18 protein-coding genes and 1 pseudogene are annotated in these 18,539 nt (G+C 47.2%); 11 read left to right on the plus strand and 8 right to left on the minus strand.

Annotated features, from left to right (window positions below; all coding sequences use genetic code 11):
• Positions 1–14 precede the first annotated feature (14 nt).
• From NYE69_RS11560 to NYE69_RS11575, 4 genes are read left to right on the plus strand one after another with little or no spacing between them, the layout of a single operon-like run.
• Positions 15–1,373 (plus strand): ABC transporter substrate-binding protein, encoded by a 1,359-nt coding sequence (locus NYE69_RS11560; protein ID WP_340926314.1) that lies wholly within the window; start codon positions 15–17, stop codon positions 1,371–1,373.
• Between the two features lie 2 nt (positions 1,374–1,375).
• On the plus strand, positions 1,376–2,257 hold the full coding sequence (locus tag NYE69_RS11565) for a carbohydrate ABC transporter permease (RefSeq protein WP_340926315.1): 882 nt from the start codon (positions 1,376–1,378) through the stop codon (positions 2,255–2,257).
• A 34-nt stretch (positions 2,258–2,291) separates the two neighbouring features.
• The gene (locus NYE69_RS11570) at positions 2,292–3,107 is read left to right on the plus strand and encodes a carbohydrate ABC transporter permease (RefSeq protein ID WP_278738270.1); all 816 of its coding nucleotides are present in this window, start codon (positions 2,292–2,294) and stop codon (positions 3,105–3,107) included.
• Positions 3,108–3,119: 12 nt separating this feature from the next.
• Positions 3,120–3,299: a hypothetical protein gene (locus tag NYE69_RS11575; RefSeq protein ID WP_213510472.1), complete on the plus strand. Its 180-nt coding sequence runs from the start codon at positions 3,120–3,122 to the stop codon at positions 3,297–3,299.
• Between the two features lie 190 nt (positions 3,300–3,489).
• On the opposite strand, the gene NYE69_RS11580 is transcribed toward NYE69_RS11575, so the two are convergent.
• The 3 genes from NYE69_RS11580 to NYE69_RS11585 form a co-directional block, all read right to left on the minus strand.
• Positions 3,490–3,711: a hypothetical protein gene (locus NYE69_RS11580; RefSeq protein WP_213510471.1), complete on the minus strand. Its 222-nt coding sequence runs from the start codon at positions 3,709–3,711 to the stop codon at positions 3,490–3,492.
• 1,236 nt (positions 3,712–4,947) lie between these two features.
• Positions 4,948–5,085, minus strand: a complete 138-nt coding sequence (locus NYE69_RS33675) for a type II toxin-antitoxin system RelE/ParE family toxin (protein WP_213510470.1) — start codon at positions 5,083–5,085, stop codon at positions 4,948–4,950.
• Positions 5,055–5,291 (minus strand): type II toxin-antitoxin system prevent-host-death family antitoxin, encoded by a 237-nt coding sequence (locus NYE69_RS11585; RefSeq protein WP_213510504.1) that lies wholly within the window; start codon positions 5,289–5,291, stop codon positions 5,055–5,057. Before NYE69_RS11585 ends, NYE69_RS33675 begins: the two co-directional genes overlap by 31 nt.
• 203 nt (positions 5,292–5,494) lie before the next feature.
• Here NYE69_RS11585 and NYE69_RS11590 point away from each other — a divergent pair, with 203 nt between their 5' ends.
• The 6 genes from NYE69_RS11590 to NYE69_RS11615 all read left to right on the plus strand — a co-directional run bounded on the left by NYE69_RS11590 (position 5,495) and on the right by NYE69_RS11615 (position 11,676).
• Positions 5,495–5,776 carry a hypothetical protein gene (locus tag NYE69_RS11590; protein ID WP_340926316.1) on the plus strand — a complete coding sequence of 94 codons (282 nt, stop codon included), beginning with the start codon at positions 5,495–5,497 and terminating at the stop codon, positions 5,774–5,776.
• A gap of 293 nt (positions 5,777–6,069) precedes the next feature.
• Positions 6,070–8,130, plus strand: coding sequence for a BglG family transcription antiterminator (locus tag NYE69_RS11595; protein ID WP_340930376.1), 2,061 nt, complete (start codon positions 6,070–6,072; stop codon positions 8,128–8,130).
• A 27-nt stretch (positions 8,131–8,157) separates the two neighbouring features.
• Positions 8,158–8,439 (plus strand): PTS sugar transporter subunit IIB, encoded by a 282-nt coding sequence (locus NYE69_RS11600; protein ID WP_036624963.1) that lies wholly within the window; start codon positions 8,158–8,160, stop codon positions 8,437–8,439.
• Between the two features lie 19 nt (positions 8,440–8,458).
• A complete protein-coding gene (locus NYE69_RS11605) occupies positions 8,459–9,835 on the plus strand; it encodes a PTS ascorbate transporter subunit IIC (protein ID WP_155620529.1) in 1,377 nt (458 codons plus the stop codon).
• A gap of 30 nt (positions 9,836–9,865) precedes the next feature.
• Positions 9,866–10,717: a transketolase gene (locus NYE69_RS11610; protein ID WP_340926317.1), complete on the plus strand. Its 852-nt coding sequence runs from the start codon at positions 9,866–9,868 to the stop codon at positions 10,715–10,717.
• Positions 10,714–11,676 carry a transketolase family protein gene (locus NYE69_RS11615; RefSeq protein WP_340926318.1) on the plus strand — a complete coding sequence of 321 codons (963 nt, stop codon included), beginning with the start codon at positions 10,714–10,716 and terminating at the stop codon, positions 11,674–11,676. Before NYE69_RS11610 ends, NYE69_RS11615 begins: the two co-directional genes overlap by 4 nt.
• A gap of 154 nt (positions 11,677–11,830) precedes the next feature.
• Here NYE69_RS11615 and NYE69_RS11620 read toward each other — a convergent pair whose 3' ends face one another.
• Both NYE69_RS11620 and NYE69_RS11625 read right to left on the minus strand, forming a co-directional pair.
• Positions 11,831–12,739, minus strand: coding sequence for an AraC family transcriptional regulator (locus NYE69_RS11620; protein WP_328273118.1), 909 nt, complete (start codon positions 12,737–12,739; stop codon positions 11,831–11,833).
• A gap of 49 nt (positions 12,740–12,788) precedes the next feature.
• Positions 12,789–13,655: a MurR/RpiR family transcriptional regulator gene (locus NYE69_RS11625; RefSeq protein WP_340926319.1), complete on the minus strand. Its 867-nt coding sequence runs from the start codon at positions 13,653–13,655 to the stop codon at positions 12,789–12,791.
• 200 nt (positions 13,656–13,855) lie between these two features.
• On the opposite strand from NYE69_RS11625, the gene NYE69_RS11630 reads away from it, so the two are divergent.
• Positions 13,856–14,845 (plus strand): Gfo/Idh/MocA family protein, encoded by a 990-nt coding sequence (locus tag NYE69_RS11630; protein WP_328273116.1) that lies wholly within the window; start codon positions 13,856–13,858, stop codon positions 14,843–14,845.
• A 34-nt stretch (positions 14,846–14,879) separates the two neighbouring features.
• On the opposite strand, the pseudogene NYE69_RS11635 reads toward NYE69_RS11630, so the two are convergent.
• The 3 genes and pseudogenes from NYE69_RS11635 to NYE69_RS11645 all read right to left on the minus strand — a co-directional run.
• Positions 14,880–15,179, minus strand: a pseudogene (locus NYE69_RS11635) (DUF2087 domain-containing protein); the annotation flags it as partial.
• A gap of 657 nt (positions 15,180–15,836) precedes the next feature.
• Positions 15,837–17,090: a TOPRIM nucleotidyl transferase/hydrolase domain-containing protein gene (locus tag NYE69_RS11640; protein WP_340926320.1), complete on the minus strand. Its 1,254-nt coding sequence runs from the start codon at positions 17,088–17,090 to the stop codon at positions 15,837–15,839.
• The gene (locus NYE69_RS11645) at positions 17,087–18,448 is read right to left on the minus strand and encodes a hypothetical protein (protein WP_340926321.1); all 1,362 of its coding nucleotides are present in this window, start codon (positions 18,446–18,448) and stop codon (positions 17,087–17,089) included. Before NYE69_RS11645 ends, NYE69_RS11640 begins: the two co-directional genes overlap by 4 nt.
• Positions 18,449–18,539: the final 91 nt, after the last annotated feature.

Raw genomic sequence — 18,539 nt, forward strand, 5'->3', positions numbered from 1 at the left:
AGGAGATTGACGTGATGCAAAAATGGAGTACGAAAGTGCTGGCGGTTGCGCTGGGATTGTCGCTTTTGGCGGGATGCGGGGGCGGCAACGGAAGCGGAAGCGGCGGCAACGGCGGGTCCGCTTCCGGCACGAATGCGTCCACGAACGGGGCGGGGACAGCGGAGGCGTCCGCAGGGAAAAAGACCGAGCTTACGTTCTATTATCCGATCGCGGTCGGCGGGCCGCTGACCGCGACGATCGAGGCGATGGCGGCGGACTTTGAAGCGGAGCATCCCGATATCGACGTGACCCCGGTGTACACCGGCAGCTACGCCGACACCGCGGTGAAGACGCAAGCCGGCGTTCAGGCCAAGCAGCCGCCGGATGTGGCGGTGCTGCAGTCGACCGAGCTGTTTAGCCTGCTGGATATGAACGCGATTCTTCCGCTTGACGATTTTATTGCAAAGGAAGAGGGCGGCTATCTGGCGGATTTTTACCCGGCGTTTATGGCCAACTCGCAAACGGGCGGCCATACTTACAGCATTCCGTTTCAGCGCAGCACCATCGTGCTTTACTATAACAAAGAGATGTTCAAGGAAGCCGGACTCGATCCGGAAAAAGGGCCGGAAACCTGGGAGCAAATGCAGGAATACGCGGTTAAGCTGAAAAAAGACGGGCGCTACGGCCTGGAAATCCCGGTCACGGGCTTCGCTTACTGGATGATGCAGACCTTTGCCCTGCAAAACGGTGACAATCTGATGACCCCGGACGGCAAAAAGGTCATGTTCGATACGCCGGAAAACGTGGAGGGGCTGCAGTATTGGTTGGATCTGGCCGCGAAGCACAAGGCGATGCCGGAGGGTGTCACCGACTGGAGCACCGTACCATCCGATTTCCTGGAAGGCAAAACGGCGATGATGTATCATACGACCGGCAACCTGTCGAACGTGAAAAAGAACGCCACCTTTGACTTCGGCGTCAGCTTCCTGCCCGCGAAGAAGCAGTACGGCAGCCCGACGGGCGGCGGCAACTTCTATATTTTCAAGGATATCGCGCCCGAGAAGCAGCAGGCCGCCTGGGAATTCGTCAAGTTTATGACCGAACCCGAGCGCGCCGCCCAGTGGAGCATCGACACCGGTTATGTGGCCGTGCGCAAGTCCGCATACGAGACGGAACGGATGAAGGAGTACGCGGCTGGGTTCCCGGCGGCGGTCGTGGCCCGCGATCAGTTGGAATACGCGGCGGCCGAGCTGTCCACTCACAACAATGGCAAGGTGATGAAAATTTTGAACGATTCCGTACAGGCGGCATTGACGGGCGATATGACCCCGGCCGACGCGCTGAAGAAAGCGCAGGCGGAGGCGGATCAGGCGCTGGCGTCTTTTAACAAATAGCCATGAAAGGAATCAGACTCGGAAACAACGGATTCGCCTGGCTGCTGCTGCTGCCGTCGCTGGCGATCCTGGCGCTGTTCACGTTTTACCCGATCTTTCTGACCCTGCGCCTGAGCTTTTTTCAGGCCGATCTGGCTACGCCGGAGCCGATTTTCGCCGGGCTGGACAACTTCCGCCGGCTGGCGGAGGACGAGGTGTTCTGGAAGGTGATGCGCAACAATTCCCTGTTTGCGGTGGGGACGGTTCCTGCGGGAATCGGCCTCGCCCTGCTGATGGCGGTTTTTGCCAACAAAGCGATCCGGGGAAAAGCGCTGATGCGGACGGGCTTTTTTTACCCGACACTGATTCCGATGATCGCGGCGGCAAACATCTGGCTGTTCATTTACACGCCGGAATACGGCCTGGTGAGCAGGCTGTTGTCCTGGACGGGGCAAGCCGAACTGAACTGGCTGGGCACGCCGGGGCTGGTGATGTGGGCGATGATTATCATGATTATCTGGAAGGAATCGGGGTACCTGATGATTTTTTATCTGGCCGGTCTGCAAAATATCCCGCGCGACCTTTACGAGGCCGCTCAGATGGATGGGGTCGGAGCCTTTACGGTGTTCCGTAAAATCACGTTCCCGCTGCTGATGCCAACGACGCTGTTCGTCAGCATTATCGCCCTGACGAATGCGTTCAAGCTTGTTGATCATCTGATGATCATGACCCGCGGGGGTCCCAACAATGCCAGCAATCTGCTGCTGTATTACATTTACGAGACGGCGTTCAGCTTCTGGGACCAGGGGCTTGCTTCCGCGCTGACCGTCGTTATGATCGGGCTGATGCTGCTGTTTGCGGCGGCGCAGTTTTTCGGGCTCGACAAGCGAATTCATTATAACTGATCCCGGATGGCCGTCCGGGAAGAAAGGCGTATTTATGCTGCAGAAACTTGCGCCGAAAATCGGCAATGTTCTCATGCTGCTCTTGGCCGTCATCTGGCTGGTGCCGCTCGTCTGGATGACGGTGACGGCGTTTCGCCCGCGGCAGGCGGCGCTATCCGGCTTTTGGTCGGCGGATTTTACCTTGAATAATTTCGCGACGGTGTGGTCCGCCGCCCCCTTTGCGGTGTATTACCTGAACACGCTGCTCATCGTGTTCTGCGTATTTGCGGTGCAGATGCTGACCGCAACCATGGCGGCTTTCGCGTTTGCGCGCGTTCCGTTTGTCGGGAGCAGCCTCGTGTTCCTGTTGTTCCTGGCGCAGATTATGATCCCTGCGGACGTGCTGATTTTTCCGAACTATAACATTTTGAAGCAGTTCTCGCTGCTCGACACGAAGCTTGGGATTATGCTGCCTTATCTGGCTTCCTCCTTCGGCATCTTCCTGCTGCGGCAGATGTTCAAGACGCTCCCTTACGAGCTTGACGAAGCGGCGCTTGTGGAGGGGGCAAACCGTTGGCAAGTGCTGTGGAAGGTGTATTTTCCCTTGTCCAGGCCAACCTATGTCGCGTTTGCGCTGGTGTCCATCAGCTATCAATGGAACAATTTTTTGTGGCCCTTGATCGTGACCAATTCCGTGGAAAACCGGCCGCTAACGGTGGGGCTGTCCATTTTCGCCCAATCGTTTGAAGTCGGCGTACAGTGGACGGAGGTCAGCGCGGCCACGCTGCTGGTGATCGTGCCGCTCCTGATCATTTTTCTGGCGTTCCAGCGGCAGTTTATCGACAGCTTTATTCATTCCGGGATCAAATAGACAAGAAGACGGATGGGGCGCGCTCCCCCCGGGAATGGCGGGGCCGTCACCGTCCCGATTGAAGCGATGGCCGCCTGGCTGACGGCCTGCGAATATCGGGGAGCCTGGGTGCTGGGAGATGCGCTGCCCCGGGGACCTGCTGCCGTCGGCGGACCGGCTGCACAGCTTGCGGCGGCAGTTCCAGAAGTTTAACGCAAGCTATCTATAGCGCGTTGCAGCATTTCCTCTTTAATTTTACTGGACAGTTCATATGTATCGTATCGCAAAGCGTGCGGGTTTATTTCTACGTTTCTTCCTGCCTCGGCTTCTTTTTTGGCAAAGTTGGTTATAGTATCTACCGGATTTGACGATTCCCAAAGCAGCTGGCTCTTTAAATCTTGCATTAATTGATTTTGGTCAATGTTCTGGAATTGCAGTTGTCCGGCAGTACTTTTTCGTCATCCAACCATCCGGATTCCTCCACCTGCTTTTGCATTTCGATGAATTTGACGGCATGTTGCTCCCCCCAAAACAAATCTTTAGGCAGCGTGTTTGCGCACCAGTGGCTGTAATACAACTCGTAATAATTATTTCTAACTATAATCAGATTTGCTCTTTGTCCCATGGTTCCCCTCCGTCAATCTATCTTTACTCTTTCAAAATTAAATTCAACTTGTAATAGGGGAAAACCTTCAAACAGGGGGAGGGGGCGAGGTAACCAAGTGCAAAAGTGCAGTTGATTTTTCGTAAATCGCTATTATTGAGCGGATGAAATGCAAAAGTGCATTTGAAAATTGTCGATTAGATAAAAAAGTATCTTTTGACCGGAAATGAACTGCATATTTGCATTTGAACTGCCCCTATTGAGGAGTTTCGACAAAAATCGCATGCACTTTTGCATTTCGTGGCATTTTGCATCCCTCTTTGCTATATAACTGGAAGCTGGGCCTAACCATTTTGGCCTCCCCCACTCTCGAGCGGGCTGTTTCTGTATACTTGACCGCTAACGCGTAAAAATAGCAACTAAACACCTTACAGTTTAATTTCTGTATCCGATTTTGCCGGATTTGGTGTTCTGTTTGGTTTTAACAACGCTATTGCAAGTTGCACACCGTCCATCATCCCTTGCATGTACAAACGTTCATTTTCTAAACCCTGCCTGAATTGATGCTTGTCCTCCCAGTCCTATACTCCGGCGACTTCGTTTGATCCGTACCGGAAAGCAACGCCTCAAGAGCCGAGCGTTCTTCGGCACGAAGTCTGCGTAATTCGGGATGACGATTGATACGCGTTGTAATGTGGTTCAACCTTTCCTGAATTGCGACTTGAAACCATAATGGAAATTCCATTGTTCTTCTCCTCCTCCGCGCTAGCGCTTTTCGTCTCCATTTTAACGCGGAATCGGTTTGTTTTAGTTCGACATTCGCAGTAAAAAAATAATCTTTCACTTTTAGGATTACGTAGGCGTTGCTATTGCAAAGGCGCTGGATATTTCCGTTGGTGAATTATTGGGGGAGGGGGAGGGAGAATTAATTTAACGCAGTGGCAGGAAAAATAAAAAAACGGGACGCAGGTTCCGATAAATGGTTAGCCCTTGTCCCGGTTATTTCTATGTTAATTTAAGTGGCTCAAGACGAAAATCAGTGCTTGACATAATAAATGATGACGGAGATGGGGGGGGGGGGTATCTCCAAACCACTTTGCACGATTATCCCTTTGGTTCAGAAAGCCAAGTCACATGATCAAACGGGATAATCGTGCAAAGCCTCCGGATAGCGAGTCTCGCTCCAGACCACGGTCTGTTGTCGGCTTGACTGTCAAGCACTGATGATTAGGTTGAACCATTTAAGTAGAATAAATTTTATTTTTCTTCCTCAAGTAAATTGCTAAACAAAACACGTATGAAATTCCGTCTGCCGTATAAAATTCTAACCACATAAACTACTCCATCTTCATATCTGTAAAATATCAGGTAATTGTCACATCTATAGTCATCCATCCCTTTTCTTTCCCTGATTGCTCTCCTTGAGCAAGCTTTGACATCAGTTTTAGAGAAGCCGTTAGTTTTTCATATTCACTTATATCGACAATAGCAAATTTCCCTCTGCCGTTTTTAGTTAAAAATACCGGTTCGCCTACAGAAATATCCCGCAAAACCTCATTGTAATTTCTCAAATCGGATATGGGCTTAATGCTTCTTTTTATTTATTCCTTAGCGTCATTGTTGGTTCAATTCCGTTCGTAATGTTTCGTTTAAGACGGCAGTCGCAACAATTCTTCACCATCAATCACCCTTCTTTTCGGATTAGATACTTTTAGAGGAGAATTACTGTTTTTTCTGATTGAACGCGGAACGATTATTCGTATATAATACAAACATGTGTTCTTATTCGAAAGGAGTGTTTAAAATGCTTCCAGACCTTGAACGGAAATTGCTTCGTATCCTATACAGCTATTCGACGCAGCGGAAACGGATGCCTACGATCGGTGAGTTGGAGATTAAGACCGGCAGGAACAAGCAGGATATATTTGCCGGATTGCGTGGGTTGGTGGAACAGCGGTATATCTTTTGGCCGGACAATCCCAGGTTGGATACGATAGTTATTCTGGAGGCGTGGGAACGGGATCAGCCGCAACGCCCAAAATTCAGCGCCTCGAGCGGTAATATAGATTATTGGACGAAATATTGATGGATCAGAACTTCATTGTAAATTTCTCGAATCGGATATGAGTTTGAGATTGGCATCCAAGGCCTTTAGTTTTTTGCTAACGGTTGTAAACACGCTTATTTAGCCGAAAAGACGGGAGTTCAATGTCTAACGGTTGCCCAATACCTCCCGACAGCGGCATTCATTATGACCGGATTACCCAAACCCAACTTCAGCCCAATTTTGTTCCTCACTCCCCGCCATCGTTTGTTCTCAACGATTTCCCAAAATGAAAGCGTTTTATTATATGATCATTGCAGGAGGTGGTTCCATTGATGATTGATAAACGTCCTGCGCTTTTACTGAAGCACCTTTTGAAAGTGAAGCATACAACCATGAATCAAGTCATGGAGCACTCTCAATTAACCAAAAGGCAAATTTCCTATGATTTGGACAAAATCAATTATTGGTTGAAGGAGAGAGCACTTCCTGCCATTCCTTACAAAGGAATGAACCATATCATGGTACCGGAAGAGGTGGTGGCTTTTTGCCGAAAGCAGCAATTGGAGAACCGCAAACAGGATTTCTTTTTAACGGAAGAGGAACGTTTGATATTCATTTACCTGTATCTCTTTATACGGCAAGAGCATATTTCGTCGGTACATTTGACGCAGCTGCTCCAGGTAAGCAAAAACACGGTGATTTCCGATGTGAAAAAGGCCAACGAAATGAACCGCCCTTTCCTGGTTGAAATTCGTTATTCCAGGCAGAAGGGCTACCATCTTCGGGGGACCGAGTCCGATAAGCGAATCCTTGTCCAGCAGCATTTAGCGCAGATGATGCAAATACCGTATTTTGAAAAACTAATCCACTATCTGGTGCGGGATCGGCAAGAACTTCTTCCCTTAGATTCGGCTCACCGTGCGCTTGTGCAAGCGGAAAAGCTTTTTCAGCTCGATTTTGTGGAGGAACGTGTACGTCAATTTGCTTATTTTCTTGTTCTTTACGCTTACCGTCACAAAGAAGGAAAATCCGTTCAATTTCATAGCGATGAAATCGAGTTGTTAAGCAGAGATCCCATGTGGCCCGTGGCCAAAACCTTATTTGATCATCTGGGATTCGAGGAAGATGAACATGAGCTGTGTTATTTCACCACCCAATTGTTAGGTTTGTCTTTAGGCAGCCGCGCGGTTCAAGAAGGGAGCCGGGACTTGCTTTTTCACTTATGTGAACAGCTGGTCGTCGATTTTGAATATAAGGCGGCGATTGTTTTCGAACAAAAGGATGAAGTTATCCGCACCTTATATCAGCATTTTAAGCCGGCTTATTTTCGCATGAAGTACCGGATTCCGATTCATAATCCGCTGCTCGAGCAGATTCAGAAGGAACATCACGAGCTTTACACCATAATCAAGGAACTGCTTCAGCCGGTCGGATCGCTGCTAAGCATCAATATTCCGGAGGAAGAAATCGGCTTTATTACGATGCATTTTGGAGCGCTGCTGGCCAAACCGCAGCACGCCATGCCGAAAAAGAAACGAGCGATCGTCGTTTGTCCCAGCGGGGTCAGCTCTTCGTTGATGGTGAAGCACCAGATCGAGTCGCTGTTTTCGGAAATCACCGTGGAAAAAACGCTGTCCTTACAGGAGTACCAAACAGAGAATGGCGATCCGTATGATCTGATCTTTTCGACGATCGAGCTCGAGTCCAAGCTCCCGTGCTTTTATGTAAAGCCGATTATGACGCCCAACGAAAAAAACAGGCTGGTCAATGAAGTGTATCGGCAGCTGTTTGGGATCGGGTACCAGGACCTGTCCTTAAAAGAGCTGATCCAAACGATTGGGCGTTACGCCGACATTTTCGACGAAAAGGGATTAACGGATGCGTTAAGCCAACTGACGTTCCATAGAAAAATAGATATCCAGAGGAGGAGCCAACCTGTGCTAAACGATTTATTAAAAGAAGAAACGATCCAAGTGGTTGATCAGCTCTCGGATTGGGAAGAGGCGATCAAAGTAGCGGCAAACCCGCTGCTGGAGAAAGGAGCCATCGAGTCCTCCTATATCGAGGCGATGATTGCAAATATCAAGACCATGGGGCCGTATGTCGTGCTTGGCAATGAAGTGGCGATCCCGCACGCGCGTCCCAAAATGGGCGTGAACCAGGTGGGGATGAGCTTTTTAAAGCTTAATCGGCCGGTCTATTTTTTGAATGACGAAAAATACCCTGTCCGGCTGTTGTTTTGCGTTGCGGCCAATGATAACAAGACCCATCTTAAAGCGCTTACGCAATTAACGAAACTTCTCAGCGACCCCAAAAACATTGAGCTCCTCAAAGAGGAAGCGTCGATAGAAGCATTTCTTGACTTATTCAAGTTATATTCTGCCGCGGTTTAAAACATGGAAACGGGAGGAAGAAGAGCTATGAAAATTTTAGCGATTTGCGGTACGGGTTTGGGAAGCAGCTTTATGTTGGAGATGAACGTCAAACAAATCTTGTCGGAGCTGGGGTTAAGCGGTGTCGAAGTGGACCATTCCGACCTTAGCTCGGCTACGCCGGATTCCGCGGATCTGTTTATCGCCGCCAAGGATATTGCCGCAGGAATGGGGCACTTGGGAGAGGTGATTGTGATCGACAGCATTATCGATATGGACGGTTTGCGCGCCAAACTTAAGGACGTATTCCAAGCCAAGGGAATGATTTAATAACGGGGGGACATCTGCTATGGGCGAAAGAATTCTCAAATTGATGATGGATATTTTAAGCCAGCCGGCCGTCCTGGTTGCGCTGATTTCTCTGGTGGGGCTGATTATTCAGAAAAAACCGGCAAGCGAGATCGTGAAAGGTACCACCAAGACGTTCCTCGGTTTTCTGGTCATTTCCGCCGGGGCCGGAATCATTGTTCAGTCTCTGGATCCATTCGGAAAAATGTTTCAGAGCGCCTTCCATGTGTCGGGGGTTGTGCCGAACAACGAGGCCATCGTGGCCATGGCTTTAAATGAATTTGGCAGCGCCACCGCCTTCATTATGTTCTTCGGCATGATCGCGAACATCCTGATTGCCCGATTTACAAAGCTGAAATATATCTTTTTGACGGGTCATCACACGCTTTATATGGCTTGTATGCTTGCTGTCATCTTGGTGGTTTCCGGCCTGGAAGGAATCCCGCTAATTATCGTCGGTTCCCTGGCTTTAGGCTTGATCATGGCGGTGTTTCCGGCCATTTGCCAACCGATTATGCGGAAAATCACAGGGAACGACAGCGTAGGGTTCGGGCATTTTTCGAGCATAGGTTACGTTGCTTCCGGGCTTGTCGGAAAGGTTGTCGGGAAAGGCTCCCGTTCCACGGAAGAGATCAGCTTTCCCAAAGGGCTGGGATTCTTGCGCGACAGTTCGGTGACCATTTCGTTAACGATGGTGGTTCTTTATATTATCATTGCTATTTTTGCCGGCCCGGCTTATGTGGAAAAAGAACTTAGCGGCGGCACGCATTACCTTGTATTCTCCGTCATCCAGGGGGTTACCTTTGCGGCAGGGGTATTCGTGATCCTTTCCGGGGTTCGGCTGGTGCTCGCGGAAATTGTACCCGCTTTCAAAGGGATTTCCACCAAGCTGGTTCCGGACTCCAAGCCTGCTCTCGATTGTCCCGTTGTTTTTCCCTATGCGCCAAACGCGGTGCTGATCGGATTCTTCAGCAGCTTTCTTGGCGGGATCGTGGGGATGGTGATTTTGGCCGTGACAGGCTCCGTGATCATCTTGCCGGGCGTGGTTCCCCATTTCTTTACGGGGGCGACCGCAGGGGTATTCGGCAATGCCACGGGCGGGGTTCGCGGCGCGACCTTGGGGTCTTTTGTGAATGGACTGATCATTACGTTCCTTCCCGTATTCTTAATGCCGGTTCTCGGCAACCTCGGTTTTGCCAGCACGACGTTCTCGGATACCGACTTTGCGGCTTCCGGCATTCTGCTTGGAAATATCGCCAAATCGCTGGGAGCCACAGGCGTCACCGTAACGGTGGTTGGACTGGTGCTGCTGGCCGTGGTATTCGGGTTCTTTAAGAAAAGCAAAGCGAACGAGGATTCAAAGCAGATGGAAGCTTAAATGCCAGACATACCAGAGGAGGAAATACGAATGGACTTGGATATGCAGAAACTGGAATTATTTCGTGATGAAATCCGCTTAAAAACGTTAAAAGAGCTGCATCACCTTGGTTTTGGCCATTACGGCGGCAGCTTGTCCATCGTTGAGGTTTTGGCCGTATTGTATGGCGGAGTGATGAAAGTCGATCCGCAAAACCCGAAGTGGGAGGAACGCGATTATTTCATATTATCCAAAGGCCATGGCGGACCGGGGCTGTACGCCGCTTTGGCGGCTAAAGGCTACTTTCCCGAAGAAGTTCTGTATACGTTAAACCAAAACGGCACGAAGCTCCCTTCGCATCCCGATAAAAATTTAACGCCGGGCGTGGATATGACCACCGGATCTTTAGGCCAAGGCATTTCCGCGGCTGTTGGGGTAGCTCTGTCTCATAAACTATCGGCTAAGGACAATTACACCTATTGCATAGTAGGGGACGGCGAATTAAACGAAGGGCAGTGCTGGGAGGCTTTTCAATTCGCGGCGCATCATAAGCTGAACCGGCTCTTTGTCTTTGTGGATGACAACAAAAAACAGCTGGACGGCTTAACGAAGGACATTATCGATCCGCTCGATTTTGCGGAGAAGTTTAGCGCTTTTGGTTTTTACGCGATGAAGGTGGACGGCGGTTCGTTGCGGGAAATCTATGAAGCGATTGAACAAGGAAAAGCGCAGGGGGATCAGCCGGTTGCGATTATTTTGGATACGGTTAAAGGGCAGGGCGTTCCTTATTTGGAAGAGAAGGCCGATAACCATCACATCCGTCCCAGCGAAGCCGATGAAGCCGCTATTTTAAGGGCGATTGCGGAATTGGAAGCTAAACTTGGAAAGGCGGTGGAGTTATGATGAACGCAGTTGCCGGAAACTATGAACTGGAAAACGTGGAAATGCGCCAAATGTATGCCAATACGTTGTTGGAGCTGGCCAAGGCCAATCCCCATGTCATCGGCCTGGAAGCCGATTTAATGAGCGCGATCTCGACGAATAAAATAATGAAAGAGATTCCGGGGCAAATCATCAACACCGGAATTATGGAAGCGAATATGATGGGGGTTGCCGCCGGTCTGTCGCTGACGGGCAAGATCCCTTATGTCCATACCTTCGGCCAGTTTGCCACCCGCCGCGCCTTTGACCAGCTGTTCGTTTCCGGCGCTTACGCGAAAACGAACATCAAAATCTTAGGCTCCGACGCCGGCGTGACCGCCGAGCATAACGGCGGAACCCATATGGCCTTCGAAGACCTTGGCCTGGTTCGGCTGATTCCGGGGGCCCAGGTGTATGAGGCGAGCGATTCCACGATGCTGCGTTACCTGCTGCGCAAAATAGAACAGGAATACGGCATTCATTATATCCGCACGATCCGCAAACATGCCGTAAAACTTTACCCGGAACATGAGGTGTTTGCAGCGGGGAAAGGCAAGGTTCTCCGTGAAGGAGGCGATGTCGCCATCATCGCCAGCGGGATTATGGTGGCCGAATCGCTGAAAGCGGCTGACCTGCTTCAAGAGCGGGGCATCGAAGCCACCGTGATCGATATGTTTTCGATCAAACCCATCGATCAAGAGTTAATCGTCAAGTACGCCGAAAAAACCAAAGCGGTCGTTACGGCGGAAAACCATAACGTCATCGGCGGACTGGGAAGCGCCGTGGCCGAGGTGCTCAGCGAACATTGCCCTACCCTAATGCGGCGGATCGGCGTCAGGGAACAATTCGGCCAGGTCGGCAAGCTTGAATACCTAAAACAGTTCTACAAGCTGACCGCGAAGGATATTGCCGGTGCGGCGGAGGAGGTTGCCTCTCGATAAGTAAAAAGAAGATCAGGACGTCGGCGTCCTGATCTTCTTTTTTAATGAAGCTGTTTCTTCAAGACCTCAATTTCCGTTTCACTCAAGCCTAAACGGTCATCCATGTTGTGCGCTGCAAGTTCAAGGGAAGAGGTGGATCAAATCCGGCGGTGAGCTAAGAACCCACCCCTTTTGACTCCTGGACATCCCGCATCGGCGGTTTTCCGTACATCCGGGCGTATTCCCGGCTGAACTGGGACGGGCTCTCGTAGCCGACGCGGAACGCCGCATCGGATGCCGGCATGGACTCCGCCAACATCAACCGCCGAGCTTCCTGCAAACGCACCGATTTCAGGTATTGCAACGGACTCATCGCGGTGACGCGTTTGAAATGCTTGTGAAACGCCGACACGCTCATGTTCGCGGACTTGGCGAGCTGCTCGACCGCCAGCGGGCGGTCATATTGCCGGTTAATCACCCGGATCGCCTGCGCGATGTTGTACCCATGGCTGCCGACGATTGCAAATTGATGGAGGAGAGCCCCTGGTTCCCCTTGAAGCATTCGATACAGAATTTCGCGGACGATGAGCGGCTCCATAACCGGTATATCCTCAGGCGTATCGAGCAACTGCATGAGCCGCACGGCGGCTTCGAGCAGCGATGAGGACATCCGGTTTACGCTGATGCCGCGGCCGGCTTCCGCGGGAGCGGAAACGGGCAGATCCATTTTGTTCAAAATCTCAAGAATGACGTCGGCGTCGAAGCTCAGCTTTAAACTTAAATAGGGGATCTCGGGCGTAGCCTCGACAATTCTCCCGATGGTCGGCAATTCGACGGAAGTGACCAAATAAGTCGAAGGATCGTAACGGTAGGTTTCCTCAGCCAATGTGGCCGTCTTCGCCCCTTGCGCCACGACGCAAATGGAGGGCTTGTGTACGGTTTCCAGCGGTTCCGCCGGATGCGCGGCATACATCAGCGTCAAAGAAGGCATCACCGTCCGATGCGTTCCGTTCGACGGGGCGTGGCGAAGGATCAACCGCGCCAATTGCTGCAAAGCCTGCTCCATCCGCTGCGGTTCATTCATAGTTTCCATGTTTGCTGCTCCTTCCGTCTAGGATTTATATCCTCATTTTTCAAAGATTTTGCATCATGTCGAACGCTTGAAAGGCAGTTAGCGATTGAAGGGCGGTCTGCCTGTTTTTGGAGTAGTCGAGTTTGTAAATGCAGGAGTACAGCACGTTTAACACATATTCAAATGCGATCTGGGAAGAGAAGGTCCCGATTTTGGTATAGGACAACTCGTCGTTTGGCACCTGAATACAAACCGTACTGAGTGCGGCCAGTTCGCTGCGGGCCGAAGAGGTGATGGTCAGCATGGGAACTCCGGTATTTTTGAGATGCCGGGCGGCCTTCAAATAGATGGGCGATTTACTGTGATACGTCAGAAAAACGGCGCAATCCTCCGGAGTCATATTCACGGTATGCTGCGCCCATTCCGCCAGTTCGGTGGCAATAATGGCATATTTGTTGATTTTAATCAGTTTATTTTGAAAGCTCTGGGCACGAATTTGAGAATCCCCCAGGGCAAACATAAAAATCCGCTTCGCACGGTTCAGCATTTCGGCAGACCGGTTCAACAACTCATGATCCAGCAAAACAAATGTTTTCTCAATAGTCTCCTTCAGCAGTTCGGCCATCCCTTCGGCTACCTGGATGGAAGACTCATGCACCCCAAAAGGCAGGTTTGGATCTACGCCGGAAATCTGCTGAAGGGATTGCTGCAGTTCCTGGGCCAGTTTGATTTTGAATTCCTTGAAACCGGCCAAGCCGAGCTTTTGCGTCAGACGAACCACGGCGGAATGCGAGGTGAAAGCCGCCCGGGCAAGCTCATGGATGCTTAAGGACAGGCAGTTCTCCGGATGCTGCAGAACGTAGGCGGCAATGCTCTGTTCGTTAGGCGTAAAACCTCTCATCTCTTTCAGCAATGTTAGTATTTTCATCAGCCCCACACCTCAAGATTTATTGTACCAAAGGATTCGCTCAGAAGCATAGAAAATGAACTTTTGGTTCAGCATTAGGGGGAGCGCCATCGGCACGGCTGAACATAAGTACCATTCTGGCGGCAGTCTCTATACGAGCGGGAGTTTATGTTCCTATAATGGAGTCATTAAATTAAAAGGATAAGGAGTGTACGGACAAGATGAAATTGGGAATAGCGGGCGCGGGTAAGATCGTGTTGGATTTGTTGAGTTTTATTCATGAGATTCCTAACATTTCCGTCATCGCCATCTGCGGCACGCCGAGAAGCTATGAGAAACTGGGGCAATTACGGCAGCAGTATCGGATTCCGAAGATTTACACGGATTACGACAGGATGCTGGAGGATGATTTGGATACGGTTTATATCGGCCTGCCCAATCATCTGCACTATTCTTTTGCCAGAAAGGCATTGCTGCAGGGCAAACATGTGATTTGCGAGAAGCCTTTTACATCGAATTTGCGGGAGTTTCTGGAGTTGGACAGGCTGGCGCGCGAGCGCGGCTTGATGCTGCTGGAGGCGGTCACAACGATTCATCTGCAAAATTACAAATCGATAAAAGAACGTGCGGGATTGCTTGGCGATATCAAAATCGTGCAGTGCAACTACTCCCAATATTCCTCCCGTTATGACGCTTTTAAAGCAGGGAACACGCTGCCCGCGTTTGATCCGGCAATGTCCGGCGGAGCGCTGATGGACATCAACATTTACAACATCCACTGGGTAACCGGATTGTTCGGCAGCCCGGAACATGTGCAATATACGGCCAATATCGAGCGGGGGATTGACACTTCCGGCGTATTGCTGCTGGATTACGGACATTTTAAGGCCGTCTGCGTTGGCGCCAAGGATAGCTCGGCTTCTGCCTTCTACAGCATTCAAGGAGACAAGGGCGTCATTCAGATGAACAGTCCGGCGAATATCTGCGATTCGTATACCTATACTCTCCATCGTCAAGCGCTGCCGGAAAAAGTGGATCATAAAAATCACGCGCACCGGATGTATGACGAGTTCGTGGAGTTTGAACGGATTATTGCACGGCAGGACACGCAGGCCGCGGAGCTATTGCTGGAGCAAAGCCGGAGCGTCATGGAAATCGTGCAAGCGGCGAGAGAATCGGCCGGTGTTACGTTTGCCGCTGATCGTAGCTAATCATAAATAAGTGCCGGTTTAGCACCTAACTTCATCATGAAAGCTCATCCCATTTTGTCCATAGTTCTTGCGGGTTTAGCTCGTAAATTTGGTTCTCCCGAAACATGAACCGGTGAATTATAAATTCCCTGCGTATTGTCGCATAGTCGTCATGATAACCCTTAATCAATTCATTCATCTCCTTCTCACTGTACTTTCGTCCCGGCTCTAGCTTTAGTGCTATCCGTTCCAGTACAACAAGCTTCTTCTTGAGTTGTGCGGGAATGCTCTTTAGCCGTCCTTCGGCTGTAAAAAAATTTTTAATGACGGACTCCCTAAAGCGCTTATCGTTATCATCCAAAAGGTTCGTCCTCCCTCAGCCAACAAATTTAAGAGGCATCAAATTAGTCGATTGTTTAATTAGATGTTAGTCGAATTAGTGTGCGTTGTCAACTCTAGCAGTTCCATTAAAAAAAGACCAGGACTTCGGTAGCCTGATCTTTTTTAATGAGCTGCTTCTTCAATTCACCAGTTTCAGTCAGTTGCTGACAAACCTTTTAAGGACAGAAAATGTCGTTATTCTGCCGATATCCGTCCATTTGAGAGAAATAGAGGGAATTTATGTCGCTATTTTCACGAATCGCAAGGAATGCCCCCGTTTTGGACCATTCGTATGAAAATAAGGACAAAAAAATCCACTAATGGGCTTGAACATGCTAAGGCTCTTAATATAAGTACTAAAAGTGCCGCTATTTTGAAGGCCGGCGGTTCCTCGTTCCGGTGTCCGGCCTCCTCCACTTTCAATAATTTAACCGTTTTTCCGCTGCAATAGGACAACGCACTCCACATGTGTGGAGTATCCAGTGTGTACGAATATTTTAATACGATGTGCCCCCACTTTCTATTTGTATAAATCATTACTCCAACTTCATTGCACTATAGCAATTAAGTTATTTCAATCGAATCAACTTTGGGCTTGAGATAGAGATACTCATACAGATTTAAAAATCAACTAAAGAAATTCGAAATAAGTGTCCTTTTCAGTACCAAATATGTGATTTTTCAATCTTTGTTTGTTGTCTTCGTCACTAAAGAAAATAAAAGCAGCTAAAGTTTTGCACCAGCCTCTATTAGAACTACGAACTGACCTAGACATACCTAAATTTCTTCCAATTTCATCAAGATCAATATTATAAAACCCTTCTAAATCAGGCGTGTGTATAACGAGTCTAATATCACCCTTTGCCGCATAATCTTTCAGTAAATTAGTTATTGCAACGGGATGCTTTAAAGACGTATCCTCGTCCTGCTCAGAAATATCATCATCGATTATTACAACAACTTCTTTTTTTAATTTTAGAAACAAATGAACAAAGAAAGGAATAAACGCCTTGCCATTTGGATTAAAAATTTCTATCGAGCTCTCAAATTCATTTTTCATTGAAGATAAGGCTACGATATCTGAATTCCCTTCGACAATGATTACCTTCTTATAAAATAAACATCTGTAGAACTCCTCACTTTTTAAAGATTGTTCTACAAAATTATCAAAGGCTTGAGGGTAGTTTAATAAATCTAATTTGTATTTAATTGAAGCATCAGTAAGCATTTTGTTAGCTTCCCGTATTTCTTCTATTTCGGAAGATGCCAAACTGTATAATTCTTTCATCTCATCATTCGAAACTAGGAATTGGGTATGAGAATTAAAGAAAATTATATCCTCTAAACTGACCTTTAATATGTTAAGTAGTCGGGAATTATGTGTCGCCACTCTTACTATAAAACTACTATCGACTAATAAACGGAAGAACTCTGCAATTACTTTTAAAAACTCTTCATCCAAAAAATTTTCTGGCTCATCAAAATAAATGGCTCTAATATGATTTAAATTATAATTAGTAAATATTTCCATCATATTGAATAATTTTTCTTGCCCTTTAGACTTCTTTTTGAAGAGGTTTAGTTTTCTTTTAATGTCATTACAATACAAAATTATTTTCTGTACTCTATCGGATATGCTTTCCTCTTCAGTTGCTCTTCCTAATTGGCCACGCGAGGCCTCATTCGTATAGCTGTAAGACATTTTTTCGAGATTTACAGATACTTGATTCAAATGTCTAGGTATTATAGGCATTCCATCTTCTGTAACTAAAATTGCATGTTGCTCTTGCTCTTTTAATGCTTTATTTAAAGCATAAGTTTTTCCAGAACCATTCATACCGATTAAAAACCTTAATTGCTTCGAATAATCGTTAATATAAGTCATTTTCTATACTCCATTTGGATCGCATAACAATATTTTAGATAGAGAAGTTTCAAGTCAGCAGAGGGTATATCCCAGCTACCACCGTCCCGAATATTAATTAATTGTCTAACTTCTTCTGAATTTAAATTAAATCTCTCCAGCCTAATGTTTGTAAGACTTTCTATTTTTATTATGAACTCTTTCAAATCTGCCGCATTTTGTGGCTCGATAAATGATAAACCTAGATCTATTGCCCTATTAAATGCTCTTTCTCTTATCAGATTAGCAAGCAAATATTCTGGAGTTAATTTTTGATCCCAATTCCAATCTACTTCAAGCTGCATTGCCGACATCGCTGGACTAATGATGCTTTTTGTATTTTGAGGAACAAAATTATATTTATCTATTTTATCTTTAATTGATGTAGGCAATTTATTATACTCAGCCTCCCAAAAAACGACTTTATCTTTTAGGACGTCAACTAAGTAACTATTCTCTAAATTATTTTTATCGATCATTTGAAGATCATAAAAATAGTAAAAATCTTTAAGCACGTTTAATACCTCTGGCTTAAAGCAAATGAATCCCTCTATTGTATCGCCATTATAGTGCCCTGGATTATGGTTCCGTGCCTTAAAATCGCCCAAGTCAATCACTTGAATATTCCTACTATTCTGTTTACCTTCTTTATTAGGTAACGATATTTTAATGCTTCCGAGAATATAGATTTTATTATCTGCCTTATCCACTTTAAGAAATGCATCAGTCAATTTATTCGATTCAGATTTTAAATCAACGAAATGATTGTTATGAGTCCGATATTCAAACTCTGCTACCAACTCGAATTTCGGATAAATATTACTCTCAGGATCATTTATATAGCTATTAAAAACTTTCTTTAGTACAAGCAATTTGATGTCATTGGTCGATTTTAATACTGGTAGACCCTGCAAATTTGAATATTCGTCATTAAAAAAGGCATTTACATAATCCGAATTAGTGTACTCATACTCATTAATTTGATCTGAGATTAGTAATGGATTAAGCTGATATAAGTTCCTTGACTTATATTTTCTATAAGTAATAATGTTGTGGATGAAAGCAGCCTCATTAACTTCATCCGTAATAGTAGTCGGTTCATCAAGTCCAATAGCCATATTATCTTTCAGCCATGTTTCATTTATTTCAATTGTTTGGTGTTTTAAAACTAATTTTACATACAAATCTTCTCCATGGTCTATTGTAAAACTACCTTCTTCAATTATTGCAGGTATATAATTATCATCTTCAAAATTCTCGAAAATTAACTTAATTTGCTTAATTAAGTCTGATAGTGTATCAATTTGTTTTAGTTTTTCTATATACTTATTAGGCTTCAAAAAAAGTCACCACCCTGATTTTGGTACTATTAAGTGTAAATAAGTAACTCGGAACAGTTTTCATTCGGTCTTTTGTTTTGAACTATAAATA

The sequence above is a fragment of the Paenibacillus sp. FSL R5-0527 genome (genome assembly GCF_038008055.1).
GTDB classification, from domain to species: Bacteria; Bacillota; Bacilli; order Paenibacillales; family Paenibacillaceae; genus Fontibacillus; species Fontibacillus macerans.

Bases quoted from the DNA above. Each gene is read 5' to 3' on its own strand.
- NYE69_RS11560 (WP_340926314.1), top strand. From the start codon at position 15: ATGCAAAAATGGAGTACGAAAGTGCTGGCGGTTGCGCTGGGATTGTCG.
- NYE69_RS11565 (WP_340926315.1), top strand. From the start codon at position 1,376: ATGAAAGGAATCAGACTCGGAAACAACGGATTCGCCTGGCTGCTGCTG.
- NYE69_RS11570 (WP_278738270.1), top strand. From the start codon at position 2,292: ATGCTGCAGAAACTTGCGCCGAAAATCGGCAATGTTCTCATGCTGCTC.
- NYE69_RS11575 (WP_213510472.1), top strand. From the start codon at position 3,120: ATGGGGCGCGCTCCCCCCGGGAATGGCGGGGCCGTCACCGTCCCGATT.
- NYE69_RS11580 (WP_213510471.1), bottom strand. From the start codon at position 3,711: ATGGGACAAAGAGCAAATCTGATTATAGTTAGAAATAATTATTACGAG.
- NYE69_RS33675 (WP_213510470.1), bottom strand. From the start codon at position 5,085: ATGGATGACTATAGATGTGACAATTACCTGATATTTTACAGATATGAA.
- NYE69_RS11590 (WP_340926316.1), top strand. From the start codon at position 5,495: ATGCTTCCAGACCTTGAACGGAAATTGCTTCGTATCCTATACAGCTAT.
- NYE69_RS11595 (WP_340930376.1), top strand. From the start codon at position 6,070: ATGATTGATAAACGTCCTGCGCTTTTACTGAAGCACCTTTTGAAAGTG.
- NYE69_RS11600 (WP_036624963.1), top strand. From the start codon at position 8,158: ATGAAAATTTTAGCGATTTGCGGTACGGGTTTGGGAAGCAGCTTTATG.
- NYE69_RS11605 (WP_155620529.1), top strand. From the start codon at position 8,459: ATGGGCGAAAGAATTCTCAAATTGATGATGGATATTTTAAGCCAGCCG.
- NYE69_RS11610 (WP_340926317.1), top strand. From the start codon at position 9,866: ATGGACTTGGATATGCAGAAACTGGAATTATTTCGTGATGAAATCCGC.
- NYE69_RS11615 (WP_340926318.1), top strand. From the start codon at position 10,714: ATGATGAACGCAGTTGCCGGAAACTATGAACTGGAAAACGTGGAAATG.
- NYE69_RS11620 (WP_328273118.1), bottom strand. From the start codon at position 12,739: ATGAATGAACCGCAGCGGATGGAGCAGGCTTTGCAGCAATTGGCGCGG.
- NYE69_RS11625 (WP_340926319.1), bottom strand. From the start codon at position 13,655: ATGAAAATACTAACATTGCTGAAAGAGATGAGAGGTTTTACGCCTAAC.
- NYE69_RS11630 (WP_328273116.1), top strand. From the start codon at position 13,856: ATGAAATTGGGAATAGCGGGCGCGGGTAAGATCGTGTTGGATTTGTTG.
- NYE69_RS11640 (WP_340926320.1), bottom strand. From the start codon at position 17,090: ATGACTTATATTAACGATTATTCGAAGCAATTAAGGTTTTTAATCGGT.